At 57.7% G+C, this 18,897-nt stretch carries 14 protein-coding genes; 7 read left to right on the top strand and 7 right to left on the bottom strand.

Annotated elements, in window-relative coordinates; translation table 11 throughout:
• The first annotated feature begins 57 nt into the window (after positions 1–57).
• A complete protein-coding gene (locus DK391_RS07085; RefSeq protein WP_239482735.1) occupies positions 58–384 on the top strand; it encodes a hypothetical protein in 327 nt (108 codons plus the stop codon).
• A 795-nt stretch (positions 385–1,179) separates the two neighbouring features.
• Here DK391_RS07085 and DK391_RS07080 read toward each other — a convergent pair.
• The 4 genes from DK391_RS07080 to DK391_RS07065 all read right to left on the bottom strand — a co-directional run bounded on the left by DK391_RS07080 (position 1,180) and on the right by DK391_RS07065 (position 5,348).
• Positions 1,180–2,097 carry a plasmid partitioning protein RepB C-terminal domain-containing protein gene (locus tag DK391_RS07080; protein WP_109477284.1) on the bottom strand — a complete coding sequence of 306 codons (918 nt, stop codon included), beginning with the start codon at positions 2,095–2,097 and terminating at the stop codon, positions 1,180–1,182.
• The gene (locus tag DK391_RS07075; RefSeq protein ID WP_109477283.1) at positions 2,084–2,986 is read right to left on the bottom strand and encodes a plasmid partitioning protein RepB C-terminal domain-containing protein; all 903 of its coding nucleotides are present in this window, start codon (positions 2,984–2,986) and stop codon (positions 2,084–2,086) included. Before DK391_RS07075 ends, DK391_RS07080 begins: the two co-directional genes overlap by 14 nt.
• Entirely contained in the window at positions 2,983–4,542 is a 1,560-nt protein-coding gene (locus DK391_RS07070) for a recombinase family protein (RefSeq protein ID WP_109477282.1), read from the bottom strand. Before DK391_RS07070 ends, DK391_RS07075 begins: the two co-directional genes overlap by 4 nt.
• Positions 4,543–4,877: 335 nt before the next feature.
• Positions 4,878–5,348 carry a hypothetical protein gene (locus DK391_RS07065; RefSeq protein WP_109477281.1) on the bottom strand — a complete coding sequence of 157 codons (471 nt, stop codon included), beginning with the start codon at positions 5,346–5,348 and terminating at the stop codon, positions 4,878–4,880.
• Positions 5,349–5,509: 161 nt separating this feature from the next.
• Between DK391_RS07065 and DK391_RS07060 the strand changes: the two genes are divergently transcribed.
• Complete coding sequence (locus DK391_RS07060; RefSeq protein ID WP_239482734.1) at positions 5,510–5,974, top strand: hypothetical protein; 465 nt, start codon at positions 5,510–5,512, stop codon at positions 5,972–5,974.
• A 49-nt stretch (positions 5,975–6,023) separates the two neighbouring features.
• Here DK391_RS07060 and DK391_RS44185 read toward each other — a convergent pair whose 3' ends face one another.
• The gene (locus DK391_RS44185; RefSeq protein WP_162600721.1) at positions 6,024–6,308 is read right to left on the bottom strand and encodes a hypothetical protein; all 285 of its coding nucleotides are present in this window, start codon (positions 6,306–6,308) and stop codon (positions 6,024–6,026) included.
• A gap of 87 nt (positions 6,309–6,395) precedes the next feature.
• Between DK391_RS44185 and DK391_RS07055 the strand changes: the two genes are divergently transcribed.
• Positions 6,396–7,271, top strand: coding sequence for a site-specific integrase (locus tag DK391_RS07055; protein ID WP_109477280.1), 876 nt, complete (start codon positions 6,396–6,398; stop codon positions 7,269–7,271).
• A 20-nt stretch (positions 7,272–7,291) separates the two neighbouring features.
• Positions 7,292–8,458 carry an IS91 family transposase gene (locus DK391_RS07050; protein WP_109477279.1) on the top strand — a complete coding sequence of 389 codons (1,167 nt, stop codon included), beginning with the start codon at positions 7,292–7,294 and terminating at the stop codon, positions 8,456–8,458.
• A 448-nt stretch (positions 8,459–8,906) separates the two neighbouring features.
• On the opposite strand, the gene DK391_RS07045 is transcribed toward DK391_RS07050, so the two are convergent.
• A complete protein-coding gene (locus tag DK391_RS07045) occupies positions 8,907–14,414 on the bottom strand; it encodes an ATP-binding sensor histidine kinase (RefSeq protein ID WP_109477278.1) in 5,508 nt (1,835 codons plus the stop codon).
• A 513-nt stretch (positions 14,415–14,927) separates the two neighbouring features.
• Here DK391_RS07045 and DK391_RS07040 point away from each other — a divergent pair.
• The gene (locus DK391_RS07040) at positions 14,928–15,590 is read left to right on the top strand and encodes a response regulator (protein WP_343225328.1); all 663 of its coding nucleotides are present in this window, start codon (positions 14,928–14,930) and stop codon (positions 15,588–15,590) included.
• Positions 15,591–15,762: 172 nt separating this feature from the next.
• The gene (locus tag DK391_RS07035) at positions 15,763–16,146 is read left to right on the top strand and encodes a response regulator (RefSeq protein WP_109477277.1); all 384 of its coding nucleotides are present in this window, start codon (positions 15,763–15,765) and stop codon (positions 16,144–16,146) included.
• 22 nt (positions 16,147–16,168) lie between these two features.
• Here the strand turns inward: DK391_RS07035 and DK391_RS07030 are convergent, their stop codons facing one another.
• Positions 16,169–17,362: a porin gene (locus tag DK391_RS07030; RefSeq protein ID WP_162600720.1), complete on the bottom strand. Its 1,194-nt coding sequence runs from the start codon at positions 17,360–17,362 to the stop codon at positions 16,169–16,171.
• Between the two features lie 257 nt (positions 17,363–17,619).
• Between DK391_RS07030 and DK391_RS07025 the strand changes: the two genes are divergently transcribed.
• The gene (locus DK391_RS07025; protein WP_109477275.1) at positions 17,620–18,858 is read left to right on the top strand and encodes an MFS transporter; all 1,239 of its coding nucleotides are present in this window, start codon (positions 17,620–17,622) and stop codon (positions 18,856–18,858) included.
• The last annotated feature ends 39 nt before the right edge of the window (positions 18,859–18,897 follow it).

Below are 18,897 nucleotides of genomic sequence, written 5' to 3'. Positions count from 1 at the left end.
GCTCCCGCAAATATACGAACCTGACCAACCCATCAATAGCACTAACGCAAATCCCAGATGATAAAACACGTACCCGAAGATTTTCCTCGGAACGTCACCCCAGCGTCGCTGGCGGGCGCTCATCCGAAGCTCGCCGGGCGGCTTATTGACGGCAAGTTCGTCGTTGGATTGACGGAAGAGGAACGGTTCGAACGGTGGGATATATGTGAAGATCTCGCACAGCAACTGGTTGGCGTTGCACAAAAAGACGCATCGAAGTATCCAGAGCGTTCTCGCGAGATGACACTGGAGTGTATTCGGCGTGGAATTTCGGGCAAGCAGTGGACAAGCGTTGTGGAGACGGACTGGCTAATGGGGCGACTGCGGTCTTTGCTGGAATGGTGACGGACGTTTACTCACGAGTTACGACGTAAGAGAAATGCCAGGCGGTGGCTAGTGTTCCCGAATTTGTAGCCATCCGTGTTGTTTGTGAATGCCTTGGGAATCGCATCCGTCGTGAGGATGCAGCGTATCGCCGCCGCCATCGTCAGCGTGTTTGGTGTTTGGCATGCGCTAATCCACGCGCTACAACGATCACACTACTGGAGCGTTCAGGGAGAAGGGCTCGTGAAAGTTCGGCAACGCGTTCGCAGGGCCGCGCGAGCGCATTATGACAATAGCGATACCGCTCGTCTTCTGCGCTCGCGTGCCAATCGCGCACATCTGAAGCGCTCAGTCACGCAATTGCATCAGACTTATGACCTGTCCGAATTCTGTGCGGGCGAAGGGTGGGCCGCAGCTCAACCGGTATGGAAAGACAACGGTCGTTGTCCCTCGTGACCGACCATCGCATGCGTTATTGACGATCATCCACAGCGAGTCGATTTGGCGCGCTCGCCGTCGGCCCAAATCGGCCAGAAAGAGTCGTTTACGAGGCATAGGAAGCCGCCGTTCCGATGTCCGATGTACCTTGAAGGCGGCCAGACATAGGACGGGGATCCTTCGGCTTGCTACGAGGCAGATACTGCCTCGTAGCACCACGGAACTTTCTCTAACAGCTGCAAATGGCCGATGTCACTCGGTCCATAGCAGAAATACGAATCTGACGGTTATTCGCCGACAGCGAACGGGCTTTGTGACTTCCATGCGCGTTCGGGGAGTGCCAAGACGGTTGCTTCAACAGCGATGCAAGTTCCTCGACTAGCGCCGCGCAAGAGTAGGGCCTTCACCCTCGACCAGATCGCGGAGGTTCGCGAATCGTAGCGCTTCGTTTTCCTGTAGCCAGGCACGTATCCTCTCATTCTTGAGCAGCGAGCCGACGTAGCCAACTGACACGGCCAGATGAAGGTGCTCGACACCGTAATCTTCTTCCAGATTCGTCCGCTTTGACTGCAGGGAAGCAATCTCTCGTTCGAGCCGATCGATCTGCTCTTTGGACTCGTCAGGAGATGCGCTATGTGGTTTCTCATCAGGAAGCAGTTGTGCCTCTGGTGTGGCAGCTCGTATTGCCCGCGCGAATGCGGAGGTAAAATTGGTCTGATCACACATCAATTCTGCAGCTTCAAGCTGGCGTAAAGGACGCAAGGTTTTCAGAATCTCGAAAGTTGCCGCCGGGCAGTTCTTGTCGGCAAGCAACGCAGTCGCGTCGGGACAAATTCCATTGAGAAGCTTGACCCTCCTTTTGACAGTTCGCTCGTTCACCCCAAGCACTGCAGCAATGCGGTCATGCGGGACGCCCCGTTTGACGGCCAGCGCGATCATCCGGGCATCCTGACCTGCGGTGAGGCGGTTGACATGCCTGTTGTAAGTATAAGACTCGTCTTCGGTCGCAAACATGCACGTTGCCATTGTTTTGCCGAGCCGCTTAAGGGCTTCGAGTCGTAGTCGGCCATCTAGGACGATATATTCGTCATCACGCCCCGGCACCCGGACAACGATAATGGGTTCAACCAGACCAACTGTCGCGACGGATGCGAGGACCTGAAGGAACTTCTTGCAATGAGTCGCCACGCCGACCAACGGACAACGGATTCGAATCTGGCCAACAGGAAGGTCTACTACTTTCCGCGCGAAGGCCGACCGTACGTTCTTGGACGCTGGATGCTCACAGGGGATCATGGCTGACTCCGTTTAGACGATCGCTCAGAACGCGGGGCATACTGACGATGTTTTCTTCCCGCAGCAGCGCGACGAACTCGGGGTTGCCGGCGAGCGCCTTCATCGACGTGACCAGAACGTTAAGTTTCGCATGCACCATGTCTGCCTTCATGGACAGCAGGTACTGTTTCTCGCTTTCCCGGATATAAAGTTTGCGCAGCTTTTCTGGGGTCAGCGAGGAAGAATTCGGTGCACTATTCGTCCCAGAAGGACGGGTGCCACGATTTTTTTGCCTTTGCTCAATGATTCGTCGAACCACGGCGAGCTGGCGGTGTTTGAGCGTTCCATCGGCGTATGCGTCGGATAGGGCGAGTTGCAGTTCCGTATCGGTTGAGCGGGCTATTGAGATAGCCAGTCCGATCGGTAACGAACCTTGCTCGACTGCCGCGACCAGACGCTCTTCACCCTGCTCAAGAAGGGTAAGCAGGCTCTGCAGATAGGACAGAGATAGTCCGACCCGCGCTGCTACGTCCTTCGGAGCCTGGCCGTCGCTGACGAGGAATTTTATGTCGCGAATAAGCTCGATCGCTGAGTGATTACGGCGAGCCACATTTTCGACAAGGCTCATCTCGAGACAGCCAACTTCATCTTTTTCTATGACGCGTGCCGGAATGGTGTCATAGCCCAGAGACCTGACAGCCTCGATACGGCCTTGTCCACACACGAGGTTGTAGGTCGCGCCGTTGCTACTGTTACCGCATCTGCTTACCGTTACCGGTCGCTTGAGACCGACGGCGGCAATGTTCTCGACAATCGCCCTGTGCTGCTTTCTGGCGCGAGCGCGTGGATTGATAATCCGGATCTGGTCCAGCGGAATATCCATAATCTCGTGATTTTCCTGATCGTTCATGGCAAACCTCCGAGCGGCGCATGAGCGCACAAGGTTAGAACAGCGGACAGGTCGGACATCCTGAACCCTTCGACTCCAGGTATCTGAGATTCACAAAGCGTAGTCATTCCCTTGTTAGCGATGACTGACCCAGGTAGCAGGTAGAAGCCAAGGAGGTGGCCGCCAGGGCGCGGGTAGTAGCCCACGCGGCACAGGTCGGCCGTCTTCACGCTAGACTTGACCACTTGGGCGTAGGGCCTGAAGGTATTGTCCTTTTCGCCAAGTGACACGGCCACCTTGATCCGGAGATATCGATCGATAACCAGAGACGGGCGGATCTCGTTATATTCGACCAGGTGTCCTTGCGCCCTCAGGCGCTCAATGAGATCGCTTATGTGGGCGGCCATGGATTTTTTCGCGATTACACGCTCGTCCACATATGCGATGTCACGAGGGGAGTTGTATCCGGCAAGGCGATACCCTTCCTCCAGGGATGTCATGCGCCGTCGGACGGTCGATTTTCCCGGTATATCCAGTTCGCTTTTGATGGATCGGACAGAGAGCGTTCCGTTCGACCTGAGAAGCCGTGCCATGCTAGCCGCAATTGCTTCAGTATCCGGCTTTATCCTGAACCGGCCTAACCGTTTTTGTGCCGCCTCGAAAAGTTCACGGTCGACAATGGGCGAGAACGCGCCGACGTGTCGGTACCACCTGGAGGGATCATTCCGGACCACTGGCGTGTGAAGTTTCATTGACGTCCGGTTCCACACCAGATCGCCGACATATTTCTCGTTTCGAATGAGATGATTGATCGTGCACGAACGCCACGGGTTTCCGTAGGAGTTGTATAGTCCAAAGTCATTGAGCCGTTCAGCGATGCGGCCTGTTCCTAATTTATCGTGCACATACCACGAGAATATTGTTCTTACGAGCGCGATCTCGTTCGGCGGACCGGGAACGAGAATCGTGTGGTCGGCGCGGATGGATTTGTGCTCAGACCGCTTCAGATAGCTTTTTGAGGTGCCGTTCGCGTCTACAAGCATGCGGCGCAGACCATAGCCTGGCGCCGCTCCCAGCCAGAATCCGCGTTCAACATGTCGTGACTGGCCGAGAAAGACCTTTTCGGATAGTTCACGACTATATTCACCCGCCATGGCGCGCTTTACTGTCTTGATAATATTGGAAGCAGGCGTGCCGTCGTTCGTGAAAGGCTCAGCGCAGTAGATGACACTGACGCCTGCCTGGCGGCAGATATATTCGTGGTGGGCGCTCTCGTCCACGTCCTGAAATCGTCCCCATCGGCTGACGTCATAAACCAGTACGGTTTCGAATCCTCTGCCGGGATCGAGTACGTCCTTGAGCAACTTCAGAAGAGCGGGGCGATGGCGAAGGGTGACACCCGACCGGCCGTCGTCCTCATAAGTCTCGACGATGTCAATTTCGTGCGCGCGGGCGTAGTCTGCGAGCGCTGTCTTCTGGTTTTCAGGGGAGTATTGCTGATGGTCCGTCGACATACGGACATACTGCGCGGCACGAACACGAGAATCGGAGGCGGATGCCCCCTTGATGGATTGCATTGGGGGATGCGACAAGAGAACACGTTATCTATTGATAGGCCGCTCCAGATACAAGTCAATGCGCGAAACCGAAGCTTGCCGCCTGCGAAAGCGACCACTATCACTACCGGCAGATACCCAAACGGACAATTCCGACGGGATCGTGATGATCGTTGAGGCGTCTGCAGCCGACCGAAGAGGCGCGGGTGCTCGCCAGCAATGCGTCCGTCTTTGACAGACGGCGGGTAGTGGATGTGAAATTCCAGATAGGAGCAACGATGGAGCGCCGTTTCATGGCGCTCGGTGTGCCGATACCGATGGAAGCATTCGCGAGTGGCTGCGCGCGCCAGAGTGTTCTACACGCGGTGCAGTCGGGCGACGCATCGGTCATGAATCTGACAGACCACAGGCAGACGGTAGTCAAGGCGCCAGCCGTCCGCGAAAAGCGCCGTCAACGCTTTTTCCGTGTCGAGCCCGAACGCCGCCAGAATATCGGGCGCCAAATCGGCTGCCATCCGTGCGATCCCGATGCGCTCCTGCCAGTCGCAAATCGCGCCGTTGGCATTCATCCAGATCCGGGACAGCTCAACAAGGTGCCCGGTGTTGAGCCAGTCCTGTGTCCGAGCCATCGAAACAAGCTCGCCGACAACCAGATAGCACAGCATTTCGGCGCGTGCTTCATCATCGAGGCTCAAAGGGTTGGGCATTTTGGCACTGGCACAAGAGTGGTCGGCATCCAGCCTGTTTTCGCTGATGCCTATCAGTGTAAGCGGTGCATCGGGCCCGATCCAGACCCGGATGCCCGACTTGCGGGCGCTTTCGGTCATCTCTTGTTATTCGGCAAACCGCGCAGCGTCGGCGTGCAGTGTTGTGGGTCCGAAAGGTTGCCCGGCGACAATGAGCCGAGCTGCTCACTCGCCAAGCAAAATGTTGCAGCCGCCTTGTTTAAATTGGTCTTCCCACCGCCGCGATCTCTGGAGCATTTGTCATGGACATGCAGCAACTGGTTTCTGAATTTCTCGCGTCGGAACATGGGAATCAGGCAACGCAGGCGCTAGCCGATCAAGGCATCAATGCTGACGACGCCCGGCAGATGCTTGGCCAGGTGGCCGAGACGGCGCACGCGCACGTTGAGGAGCAGGGTGCCGGCCTGCTGGGCGAGCATCCGGGCAAGAGCTTCTTTGTGGCGTTTGCCGCCGGGCTGGTCAAGGGCGATGGCGTTTTCAAATCGCTCGAAGAGGGTGGAGAAGGCGTTCTGACCGGTCGCGTGGCCGAATCGTTGGCGGCACGTGCGATCATCGATCCATCGACTGCATCGATGATCGCGGCCGCCGCGACGCCTTACGTGGTTGCGTTTCTCAAGGCACGGCTGGGCTCAATCGTTGCACTTCAAGCCCTGATTTCCGTCGACCGGCTTCATCGCGGGGCGCTGTTTGCGTCCGCTCTACAGTGAGCAGACGTTCGCGTGACATGAGACGCCGGAATCGGACGCGCGGTTGCGTCTAGACGTTCAGAGCACGCGCGATGTACGCATGGCCGACCACTCCGCCGGTTGCCGGTTTCAACAGCATGCGAGCCTGCAACAGGAAACGCGCTCCCGCCAACGCCGATTGCTTGCCGCCCAGGATTATTGCCCATTGCGCACGTGCATGTGGACTGCAGATCATCAGCGAAAAGAAGTCTCCATGACCGATACTCACTCTATTGCTGTCTTTGACTATGCAGTCTTCAACGACAGCAAAGACTCGATGAACGAAACCGCTCGCGCGGTAGAGGGCTTCGGCCAACGTGGCAGGTTCCGGAGAGGTCCGCTGCGCAGTTCCGTATGTTGAGGGTCGAGGCAATCCGCCTCGTTCTTCAAACGGAGCTGCATCATGACCTCCACCCAACCGGGCGTCAGCCCATTGCGCCAGCGCATGACTGATGACATGCGCATGCGCCAGCTTTCTCCCAAGACCCAGACGGCCTATCTGCGCAGCGTTCGCGCGTTTGCCCGATACCTCGGACGCTCGCCCGATACCGCGACTGTCGAAGACCTACGAAGCTACCAGTTGCATCTGGTCGACCATGGAGCCTCGCCCATCTCGCTCAATGCCGCCATCACCGGACTGAAGTTCTTCTTCGAGATCACGCTTCAGAAGCCGGAACTGATGGCCCGGATGCAGCCGGTGCGCGTGCCGCGCATCCTGCCGGTCATCCTTAGCCCCGACGAGGTCCGTCGACTGATCGCGGCAACAGGTAATTTAAAGCATCAGACGGCGTTGTCGCTGGCTTACGGCACGGGGTTGCGTGCCAGCGAAGTGGTCGCACTCAAGGTGGGCGACATCGATAGCCAGCGCATGACACTGCGCGTCGAACAGGGCAAGGGCCGCAAGGACCGCTATGCGATGCTCTCGCCAGTACTGCTCGAACGCCTGCGGGTCTGGTGGCGTGTGGCTCGCGCCCAGGGCAAGATGCCCGATGGCGGCTGGCTGTTCCCGGGACTTGATCCTGTTGACCCGCTGACGCCACGGCAACTCAATCGCGCCATTCGCGCCGCAGCCGAAGCTGCACAGATCGACAAGCGCGTATCGATGCATACGCTGCGCCACAGTTTCGCCACGCACCTGCTCGAGCAGAAGGTGGATATCCGTGTGATTCAGGTCCTGCTTGGCCATAAGAAGCTTGAAACGACAGCGCTTTACGCCCAGGTCGCCACCGACTTGCTGCACGAAGTCGTCAGTCCGCTGGAGCGCCTGCATAGCGAATAGCTGACGCGCGGTCGGAGCCGATGCTGGAGGTCGCGGACATCTTCCGCGCCTGCGGGGCCACGTGGCGACGCTCGGTAGCACTGAGCCTCGGGCAGCTGAAGGTGATGTCGGCCATCGAACAGTGCCGCAGCGCGGCGCTGGGCGGCCATGTGCTGCGCTGTTCGGGCTGCACACGAACCGAGATTGCCTATAACTCATGCCGGAATCGCCATTGCCCGAAGTGTCAGGCAGGTGCTGCACGACGTTGGCTCGAAGCGCGCGAGGCTGACCTGCTGCCCGTCGAGTACTACCACGTCGTCTTCACGCTTCCCGCACCGATCAGTGCGATCGCCTGGTATAACAAGCGCGTCATCTACGGATTGCTGTTCGACATTGCCGCCGAAACGCTGCGCACCATCGCAGCCGATCCCCGGCACCTCGGTGCCGACATTGGCGCCACGCTCGTGCTGCACACCTGGGGCTCGGCGCTCACGCATCACCCGCATGTGCACGGCATTGTTCCTGGCGGTGGCCTGTCAGCCAATGGCGAGCGCTGGATCGCCTGTCGTTCTGGCTTCTTCCTGCCCGTGCGCGTGCTCTCGCGCCTGTTTCGCAGACGCTTCCTCGAAGCGCTCACTGATGCCCATCAGTGCGGCAGGCTTCAGTTCTTTGGCGAGTACGCGCAGCTCGCTGACCTGGCGGCCTTCGCCCGGTGGCTCGCGCTGCTGCGCGCCTCCGAATGGTTCGTCTACGCCAAGCGTCCGTTCGCAGGACCTGAAGCAGTGCTCGCTTACCTCTCACGCTATACACATCGCGTCGCCATCTCCAACCAGCGGCTGCTCGCCTTCGATGGGCGCAGCGTGAGCTTCCGCTGGAAAGACTACCGGGCAAAGGGCCGCACCCGCTACAAGGTCATGACGCTCGATGCCAGCGAATTCATGCGCCGCTTCCTGCTCCACGTGTTGCCTGCTGGCTTCCACCGCATCCGTCACTACGGGCTGCTTGCCAACCCGGTGCGCCGCGCGAACCTGGCGAAGGCCCGCACGCTGCTCGATGTCCCGCACGAACCCGGCTCATCGCAGCACGACGCGGTCATGGCCAATCGACCGGTCTTCATCTGTCGGCACTGCGGTGCGCCCATGATCGTCATCGACATTCTGACGCGCACCGTACCGATTCGTGCACCACCCGAGGCGAGCCGGCGATGAGCGCCTTGCTCCGATCTACATCCCAACTGCCGGCTTCGCGTCAGCGCGCCCGGCAAGCGGACGGTTGTGCCGCTGGCATCATGCACCGTTCCACAGCCGTGCTCCAAACTCAGAACCGCACGCGCGATCGTACAGATTGCTGCTTCCGTACTCGTCTTCGCGCCCGTATCATCCGCCGTTGCCCCAGAACTTATACCGGGCACATTCATCAATCGCCATAGCGAAAACGCCGGTCGTATCGGACCACTCCGCGGTTTCCTCCCTCGAGGTTTATCCAACGCCTGCCCGCGCGCGCCGTCGTTCGCTCACCAGCCTGTGCTTGAGGGCAGGCGTCGAATAAACCTAAACGATATCGGTCCATCAACCACTACGGCTGATCGCTGCCACAATTTTGCCCAGATTCCGTAGCATAAGTCCCATCGAAAATCCAACCTCGTGTCGATCGTTATCAAACGCCCCGAGGTGCCGGCAAGCTGAATTGGACAACGGCTCCCCGTGGTGTATTTGTGCTGGCCCACATCCGCCCACCAAAAGCATCGATGATTGATGAACAGATCGACAATCCCATACCCAGGCCGGCTGATTTCGTCGTGTAGAAGGGGGTAAAAATCTTCTCGACACTTCCAGGAGCGAATCCCGGCCCCGTGTCACGCACGGTCACCACGATGTTGCTGGTTTCGGAATCGACACGCTCAGTGCTGATTTGCAAATGTCGTTCGCCATCGTCGACATCCGTCATCGCCTCAAGCGCGTTGATCACAAGATTCAGAAGCACCTGTTGAAGTTGTACATGGTCTGCCTCGATGAGCGGCAAGTCAGCCGCGAGCTGGCTCTTTACCGACGCGTTGCTCCTTGATGCCTCCGCTCGCGTCAGCTCTATGACCTCACAAATCGTCGAGTTAACATCCACCAGTTCCTTGCTCGGTGGCGCCTTTTTGATGAGTTGACGAATTTTACCGACGACACTGACCGCCCGATTGCCATCGTTGACGATACGCTCGAAAGCCTGTCGTATTTCCTCCACTTCGAGCGGTTCGGCCCGAAGCCATCGCAGACCGACTCGCGCATTCATCACCGCGGCAGAGACCGGTTGGTTCACTTCGTGGGCGATGGAAGCAGCAAGTTGACCGACAGTCGCGACCCGGTTTGCATGTGCCAGTTCGGACTGCACTTCCCGGTAACGACGCTCACTCTGACGAGCTTCCTCCTCGGCAAGCTTGCGCTCCGTCAGATCTAGCACGAAGGCAACACCTTCTTTACGGCTCGCTTCGAACGTTGCAAGACCGACGATGACAGGCACGCGGCTACCATCCTTTCTGAAATATTCCTTTTCGTACGGCTGCGCTCGCCCCGTCTGCGCGGTCTGTTCCAGAGCTTCCATGCTGATTGGTCGCCACTCTGGTGGTGTCAGATCGCGCCAGCGTACGAGACCCGAGGCGAAATCCTCTCGTTGATATCCGACCATGCGAAGGAACGCGTCGTTGGCCTCGAGAATGACCCCATCGGCGTTCCAGACGATTATTCCAATGATATTCGCATCCACGAGACGCCTGATCTTTGCTTCGCGCTCGGCAAGGTCGCGGTAGAGGCGTGCGTTCTCTAACGAGATCGCCGCCTGCGACGCCACCAGTTTCAGCACGGCAATCCGGGCAGGACTAAAGACGCAAGCAGTCAGATTGTTTTCGAGGTAGAGCGCGCCGACCAGCTTCACCGGGTTCATCAAAGGCAAGCAAAGAATCGAGCGGGCGCGAAACTGGCGGACGTACGAATCTGTTTCGAAGCGAGGGTCGATTGTCGCATCGTCGAGGATGACGTTTTCTCGCGCGCGCATAACGTGATACAGAATCGATTCCGGTAGCAGTGTTGAGCTCACTGGCAAGTCTCGAAGTTGCAGATGTGCGGCGTCGGCACCTGTCGTTACCTCTGCTGCGACACGCAGTTCGCCACCATGGGACAGGATCAGGAGGCCTCGCTCGGCACCCGCCTGCTCGATGGCCGTGCGCATGACCATGTCAATGAGTTTTTCCAGCACGATGTCGCTGGATGCAGCCTGTGACACCTTGAGCACCGTCGCAAGATCGAGCTGCTCGACGGGCGTTGCAATCGTACTCGTTGAATCGGACATGGGATCGTTGGTCCCAAGGTACGGATGCATCTGCTCAAGTTGCCGAACCTTGCCATCGGCGCGCCAACGCTGATACCCATAACGGGCGTCGCGCATATAAAGGCGCGCAATCTTCTCCAGACCACGCGCCGAATAGAAGCCGGATGCGAGTTCATTCGCGAGCGCCTCATTGTGAACGAATCCACTTTGCTGCGCCGCGCGTATCGCCTGTTCGTAGCTTTGCTCGGCATCTCGATCGCGCCCTTCGATGCGGGCAATTTCCGCACTAACCAGTGCCGCGCGGTCCGCGAAATTCTCCGGGCAGTTTGCGGCCCAGGTCTGCAAGTTCACGAGGTGGCTCTTCATCGCCGGAAGACACTGGGACCGCTCGTCAAACGCGGCGGCGTCCGAGCATGCCGACAGGGCTAGAGCGGTATAAAAATGGAAGTCGGATTCCTCGTAAAACGAGGAAGAAGTCCATAGAAGTGGCTGAGCTTTGGCAGCAGCGTTGAGCGCTCCCGCAAAATCGCACGCTAGATAGCGTGCTTGCAGTTTTCGGATCCAGTAACAGCAGGCGGGAACGGCGAGCGCGGGATTCTCGGACAAGCGGTGTTCGATTTGACGTTCATTAAAGTACGCATCGTCGAATGACCCGAATGTCGGCGTCAGGCCGCGGAGCGTCCGGATCAGCGCGAGTTGCGTGGCGATAAAGTCGATCACAAGCCCAAAGTGCATCCGCTCGACATACGCCAATCCGCGTTCGGCTTCCGCTTGTGCTTCAGGCAGAGGCTCTCCGGCGAACAGCAGATCTGAGTTCATGCTGTTGCACGAATAGGCGGCGTAAGGGATGTCGCCGAGCCGGTTCGCAGCGGCGAAGGCTCGGCGCAGCAGATCGCGGCAAGCCTGCACCGGCTTCATCCAGCGAACGGAAAAAATAGAAAAGCACAGGTAAGTCTTCGCCTCGAAGCGCTTAAGGCCACGTTGTTCGACGAGATCGTAGCCAAGCTGGCCGAATCGGAAGCCAAATTGATAGTCGCCGAAGCGCGGCCCTGCCACCCGGCTAAGCAGGACATAGGCGAAACATGACGCGTCACAGTTGCCGCGCGAAAGGCTCAGATTGATGGCTTTGCAACTCATCAGCGCAACGAGGTTGCCATCTGTCTGCAGGGCAGGAGCGAAGAGCTTCGTCAGCACTTCTGCCGTAGCCAGCGACGCTGCATCCTCCATTAGCGGCAAATCAATCAGCTCTTCTATTGTCCTCCGCCCCAGGAGTGAACCAATCAGGTCAAATTCGTTCCGGACCTCTTCATCGGACGGATGGGGGGACCAATCGATCCCGACGTGGCGCAGATAATCAAGGCAAACCGCGACTGCACGGCTGCTCTTGTCGAGCGTCGTGCAGACGTCCGTGTGCAGACATGCGACGCTTGCCTGCTCCACAGTCGTCACGGCGCGCATCGAAAGCGCGCTGAGGCGTTCGTCCGCAAGTGATGACTGACCAGTCAGAAATTCGCACGCGGCCCGATTCAACTCCAGGTCGAAAATCAGCTCATGTTGGCGGCTCCATCTGTCGTCGCCAAGCAGTTCCGCACCCGTCGCGAGATAGGTGAGTGCCGACGCATAGGCGGTCGACGCCTTTGCGCGCTGTCCCGCGAGTAGATTGAAACCCGCAAGCTGCTCCCGCTCGCCGCTGGAAGTCATCAACGCCGCACCGCGATTGAGTTGGCCGACGATCTCGAAGATCGCCTCCTCTCGCCTGTCTGGTGCTGTTTGCTCAGCGAGTAACCGGCCGATCCGCAAATGTGCTTCGGCACGTGAGGCCTCCGGGATAAGCGAATACGAGGCTTCGTGAATGCGGTCGTGGCCAAACCGATAAGAGCCTCCGAGCCGTTCCACCAGTTCCTGACGGCAGGCATCCCATAGTTCCGTATGGACCTGTTTTACGGGAACCCCAAGCACTGTCGATAGCGCTGCCGTGCTCGCTGTGTTCCCCAGACATGCGAGTTGCTGCAACGCACGCTGCGTCTCAATTGGCAAGCGGCTCAATTTGCCGATCATCAGATCCACGACATTATCGGTGTAGCCCTTGGCGTGGATAAGATCGAGATCCCAGCACCATTTCCCCACGTCATGATCGAAAGTCAGCAAGTCGCCTTCGACGAGTGTCTGGAGAAACTGGATCACGAAGAACGGATTGCCAGCTGTTTTGTCGTGCACGAGTCGAGCTAGTGGTTGTACTGAGTCGGAATCGCAGTGAAGCGCCTCCTCGGTCAACTGTCTGACGTGCGAGATAGCCAACGGCGCGAGTGTGATCTCACTGACTGCAACGCCCGCCTCGCGAATAGCGCGAAGCTTACTCATCAATGGATGCAAGGCATCCACCTCGTTGTCGCGATAAGCGCCGATCAGCATCAGATGTCGAAGGTCTGGACGCGCCAACAGGTCTTCGAGCAGGTCGAGCGTTGCTGCGTCGAGCCATTGAAGATCGTCTACAAAGAGGGCGAGTGGATGCTCCTCGCGTGCGAATACGCCGATAAAACGCTGAAAAACCTGCATGAACCTGCGTTGTGCCTGTTGCGGCTCGAGCTCTGGAGCTGGCGGCGGTTCTCCAATGATGAGCTTCAAATCCGGAATCAGGTCGGTCATGAGCCCCGCGTTGACGTCCAATGCCTCCAGCAGCGCTATGCGCCAACGCGAGAGTTCCGCGTCGGGCTTGCCGAGCAGCGGGCGAACCAGGCTCTGGAACGCCTGTATCAGCGTGGCGTAGGGGATATCTCGCTTGTATTGGTCGAACTTGCCCGATGCGAAGATTCCCCGAGGCGGTACCAGCAGCTTGTGCAGTTCATTGACGACAGATGATTTGCCGATCCCGGAATAGCCGGAAACCAGCAATAGCTCCGGCGTGCCAGTCTTGACGATCCGATCGAAAGCAGCCACCAGCGTGTCAACTTCGCGCTCCCGTCCGTACAGCTTTTCGGGAATCAGAAGTTTGTCGGATGCGTCGCGTTCACCGAGCGGAAACGCTTCGATAAATCGCTGATGCTGCCAGTGAGCAAGACAATGGCGCAGATCGTGCTCCACTCCAGCCGCCGTCTGATAGCGTTCTTCCGCTGTTTTGGCGAGCAGCTTCATGACGATGCGCGATACAGCGGCTGGCACGTGTTGTACTCGCTCACCGGGCGGAATCGGCTTTCTGGCGATGTGGCAATGCACCCATTCCATCGGGTCGACGGCATTGAACGGTAGCGCGCCCGTCAGCATCTGATATAGCGTCACGCCGAATGCGTAGAGGTCGCTCCGCGAGTCGATGGACCGATTCATCCGTCCCGTCTGCTCGGGTGCCATATAGGCAAGCGTGCCGGCGATGGTCTCTGGCGGCTCGGGCGACTGTCGCTCACGAGGCAATCGTGAGGCGAGGCCAAACCCCGTGAGACGGGCCTGCCCGCCGATGCAGTTCACGAGAATATGCGTAGGCTTGAGATCTTTGTGGACGAGTCCACGCTGGTGCAACTGCCCCAGCACCGATGCGATCCCGACGGCGTGGTGAAAGAAGTGCTCAATTTCCATGGGCGCGCCTAGCAGTCGAGCGAGAGGCTCGCCCCCGGGATCCTCGAGCACCAGCATGGTCTGGCCGTTTTCCCGCACCAGATCTAGCGGCCGTACGGCCCACGTTCCATCGAGCTCGTCTTTCAGGCTGAATTCATGTGCGAACCGATCGAGGCTGGCTGGCCGTGGATGATCGGCAACAGGTCGGGCAAGCAGAACGTCGGGACCGTCGGTGTGGCTCGGTCTTCTCCCGCGCCAGAACACGCGTTCGCCATCGTCCCATGACATCTGGAGTCTGTTGTCCATTGCAGTGAACCTTGACGGTTTTCGTCTCGTGGGTTCTGCTGTGGCGGTATTGCCCTTCGTCGGGCCGAGCAAATTAACTGGTTGAGTTAAGCACTGCGGGTTAGCGAATAACGTACGGTAGCCATTTCCAGAATCTGGAAGTATGCAACGCGGCCTCACGCGCATCCCGGTGAAAAACGAGCGCCGCCTGAGAGTATGGCAAGGACCATGCTAGCACTGATGGATCTTCGTCAGCAGCCATAGAGCAGTAACGAAAAGCATCTTTTCCAGATTGCTGCTGCCTGATCGGCGTCAGCGACGTAGCATTGGAAACCAGACGGCTCGCTCTCGATAGGTCAGACGGTTCGATTTCTATCTGCTGATGACAATCTCATGAACGAGTGTGCATCCGTAGACGCTCGCGAAACGCTCGAAACACAGCGTCGAGAGCCCTATTGTGGCATCGGGGGACGGGATTGCGTACCATATTAAACGCTGACAAGTGATCTCTGTCCGTACACATTCCGGTCTTCGATGATGAAACACGATGCCATTCGAGCTGGCCACGAAGCGGTACCCGGCTCGCTCGTCTATGTGGTCGATGACGATCCTTCAATTCGGGGGTCATTAACCACGCTGCTTGCTTCGGTAGGGCTTCAGGTTCGAGCGTTTGAATCTACGGATGAGTTCCTTGCTGCGAAAAAGCCCGAGGTGCCGAGTTGTCTTATCCTGGATATTCGCCTGCGGGGAGGAAGCGGGTTGGCTCTGCAGGAGGAATCGGTCAGGAAAAAGATACGCTTTCCGATTGTGTTTTTGACGGGCTACGGTGACATCGAGATGGCCACGAAGGCGATGAAAGCGGGTGCCTTCGATTTTATGACCAAGCCGTTCAAAGATCAGACGCTTATCGACACGGTCACGGCAGCCCTGCGACGCGATGGTGACGCGCTCCAGAAAGAGCAGGTCACCGCTGACATCCGGGACGCTTACGAGTCGCTCACCGCACGGGAGCGGGAAGTCATCGTTCTGGTCACTGATGGGCTTCTGAACAAACAGATTGCGGACCAGCTTGGGCTGAGCGAGGTGACGGTCAAGATTCATCGGGGCCGCGCGATGCACAAGCTTCAGGTTCGCTCCGTAGCCGACCTGGTCAAAATGCTGCAACGTGTATTGCCGTCCCAGCAGGAATCAGAGTAGCTTTTCTCCTGCACATAGGTGCTGTGCGCAATTGTCAGCCTCAAGTGAGTCTTCCTAGGATACCGTCACTGAATCTGCATCATTCGAAGGTCTTATTGCCGTTTCAACTGCTGGACTGTAACTTGCCATAGGTTCAGCTCCCAGAATCCATCCAACGGTGTCCGGACCAGAGATGAAAGCAAAACGCTCTTCCGCAGTCATCGGCGTGGTCGACGACGACGAATCTGTCCGGATGGGCCTGTCAAGCATGCTTCGTGCAGAGGGCTGGCATTCCGCGGCCTATTCTTCGGCGGAGCAACTTCTGGGCGATACCCGTCGCTCGACGCTCCAGCTGGTCATCACGGATATCCAGATGCCCGGTATCGACGGTTTTGCGTTGCTTAGCTCCATCAAGCTTTGGAGGCCGCCCGTGCCGGTGATCTGCATTACGGCGTACGCAACGGAAGCCGTATTGGCACGCGCAACTGCTGATGGTGCGGCTGGATTCTTTCCAAAGCCGGTAGACGATGAGCAACTGCTTGCACTGATCGCCGAACTATTGGGAAAGAACGTTTGATAGCGACTCGTACAGGCGTGGCTCAAAAGTGAACGTTGAGTCCTACGCGCACGGCACTCTGCCTTGAGTTGGACGACCGGCCGATAAAATTATTGGCAGCGACGGCACTTTGTCCCGTGGAATCGACTCCGGACGCTCTCTGCGTCATCGCCTCAGCGTAGACGAAAGTCGTTTTCTGAAGGAAATACTGAATACCAATCGTCGCCTGAATGTAGCGCGCAGAACCGAGACCGTTTGGATCATTAACGGTTGATACGCTGTTTCTGGTGGTGATGTTGTATGCAGACCCGATGATCATCGACGGTGAAATCGAGTACCTAACGTTAAATTCGACATTCTGGAATGTCGCGTTCCCGGTGTATTGAAGAGGGTTGGGGCCGGAATTGAGGTCGCCGAGGCCGCGAAACTGGGTATTTGTGTAGAGCACGCCCAATATGGCTGAGCCGATATTGTAGGACGCGCCGCCCGAAAATACCTGATACGTATGAGCAGATACGAATCCGCTATCAACGGGAGACAAAAAATAGACGCCAGCCGGTGTAACTGGGGTGTTGACGTTTGCTGTTCCGGCGGCCAGTCCCTGATTGGGCGATTGCGCATTGTTATAGCTGGCCCCCACGACCACTGGCCCGACTTCATATGTCGCAGCGATCGACGCGACTTGTCCCTGCGTGATATGCCCCGCAACGCCCCCCGGCGCATACAGCAACTGAACACTGACGCCCCGGATTTTCGGCGCGATGTACTTCAGCGCGCCCGGTACCCGGAATGTGTCGTAAAAGTTGTCGACGTCTCCCGGGTGGGAGCCAAGGATGCCGGCCCATTGCGACGCCGCAGCAAAGTCCGGTGCAATCAGCGCGACGTCTGTATTCAATTGCCGTCCGGCGAGCAATGAGCCAAAGTTACCGGCAAGGCCGACATAAGCCTGACCGCCAAACAGTCGAGCGCCTTGTCCCATTACGCCAGTCGACGCATTGAATCCGTTCTCCAGTCTGAAAATTGCACTGAGTCCGCTGCCGAGGCGTTCTGTTCCGAACAGCCCAACCCGGTTGCCTTGTATGCCGTTATCGCTGAGGCTGATAGTGCGGCCCCCGTTGTTATTCGTGTTCAGCAGCAGGCTCGTATCGATCGATCCATACAATGTGACAGCGCTCTGTGCGAGCACCCCGCTGGTTATCGCCATCATTGAAGCGCCGGCGAGCCACGATTTATTCACCGTGCTCCCCATGGCTGCAAACTTGCAGACGTCATGAGACTTCCGATGTGCTCTGTCTGGAACGGCGCTAGAGTTGTGCATTTGCAATACTATCCCGGCGTATTGCAATCACATTGCACAATGCCAGTTTTCAGGCGGCGCCGCGAAGGAGGTGGCTCGTGTTGCATGTTCAATGGCGGCCAGTGCCTTCCGGAGACCCCACTTCGACCCGTTCGAGCGAGCCGGATCAAGTCTTTAGGAAAATAGTCTGGCGAACCATGCCGGTGCTGTTCCTGATTTTCGTGCTGTCCTATATGGATCGCGTCAACATTGGGTACGCAAAGCTTCAGTTTGCGCATGAACTGGGACTGACCGACGCGATGTACGGGATGGGTGCGGGGATATTCTTTATCGGTTATCTGGTGTCGGGCATTCCCAGCAATCTTCTTCTCGCACGCATCGGGGCTCGGGCGACGATTTCGCGCATCATGATTTCCTGGGGAATCGTCTCGTCGCTGATGATGTGCATTTCCTCGCCAATGCAGATTTATCTGCTCAGATTCCTGCTGGGTGTTGCGGAAGGCGGACTTGCGCCAGGCGTTTACCTGTATTTGACGTACTGGTTTCCCGATGTGCTTCGCGCAAGGATGATCGCTGTTTTCCTTGCCGCTGTTCCTGTCGCGGGCGTTTTATGTGCGCCATTGTCGGGCTATCTGCTCGAGACCATGCACAATGTAAATGGCCTTGCAGGTTGGCAATGGATGTTTTTGATCGAAGGTATTCCTTCGATTGTTGTCGGCATACTGGTCTACTTTCTGATTGAGAACACACCGCAATCCGCGACGTGGCTCACTGCAGCCGAGAAGGAACGGGTAGCGACGTCTCTCGCATCGGATTCCGATGGGCAACCGGTGGTTGGGCGTCGATCCGACATACGGCAAGCGCTGAGATCGAAGACGTTTCTGATCCTCGCCTTCATCGAAGTCATCGGGGGTGTCGCTGTCGCCGGCTTCGCGTATTGGCTGCCCCAGATTGTTCACGACCTCGGCGTGCGAACGTTTAGCCGGAATGGGTTGGTCACCGCCATTCCCTACCTGTGCGCAAGTATCGGAATGATCGTATGGGGATATTCGTCCGACTGGTTTCGCGAGCGCCGTTGGCACTACGCGATCGCTGCCTGCGTGAGTGGTTTCGCTTTACTCGTGGCTTCCCGTGACGGGATCAGTTTTTACGTGGCAATAGGCGGGTTGTCGCTGGCATACACGGGAATCATGTCGTGTGTCAGCGTGTTTTGGGCTTACACGACGACTTATCTAAACAGCCGGGCAGCCGTGGTCGGTATCGGTGCGCTCAATGCCGTAGCGTCCCTTGCCACCTACGCGAGCCAATATGCTTTTGGTGCGGCAAGTATGGCTACCCACAATTCGCGCTCTGGCCTGTACGGGATTTCAATCGCGTTGTTTATCGCCGCCGGCCTGGTGCTATTTGTACCGAAGAATTTGCGGCACGCTACGTAATCTCCAGGATGCGTTGCTCTCACCATGACAGCAACGCGT

The sequence above is a fragment of the Paraburkholderia sp. C35 genome (assembly GCF_003121405.1).
Lineage (GTDB): Bacteria > Pseudomonadota > Gammaproteobacteria > Burkholderiales > Burkholderiaceae > Paraburkholderia.
The sequence above is the reverse complement of the archived record's forward strand: the minus strand, read 5'-3'. Positions and strand labels throughout refer to the sequence as shown.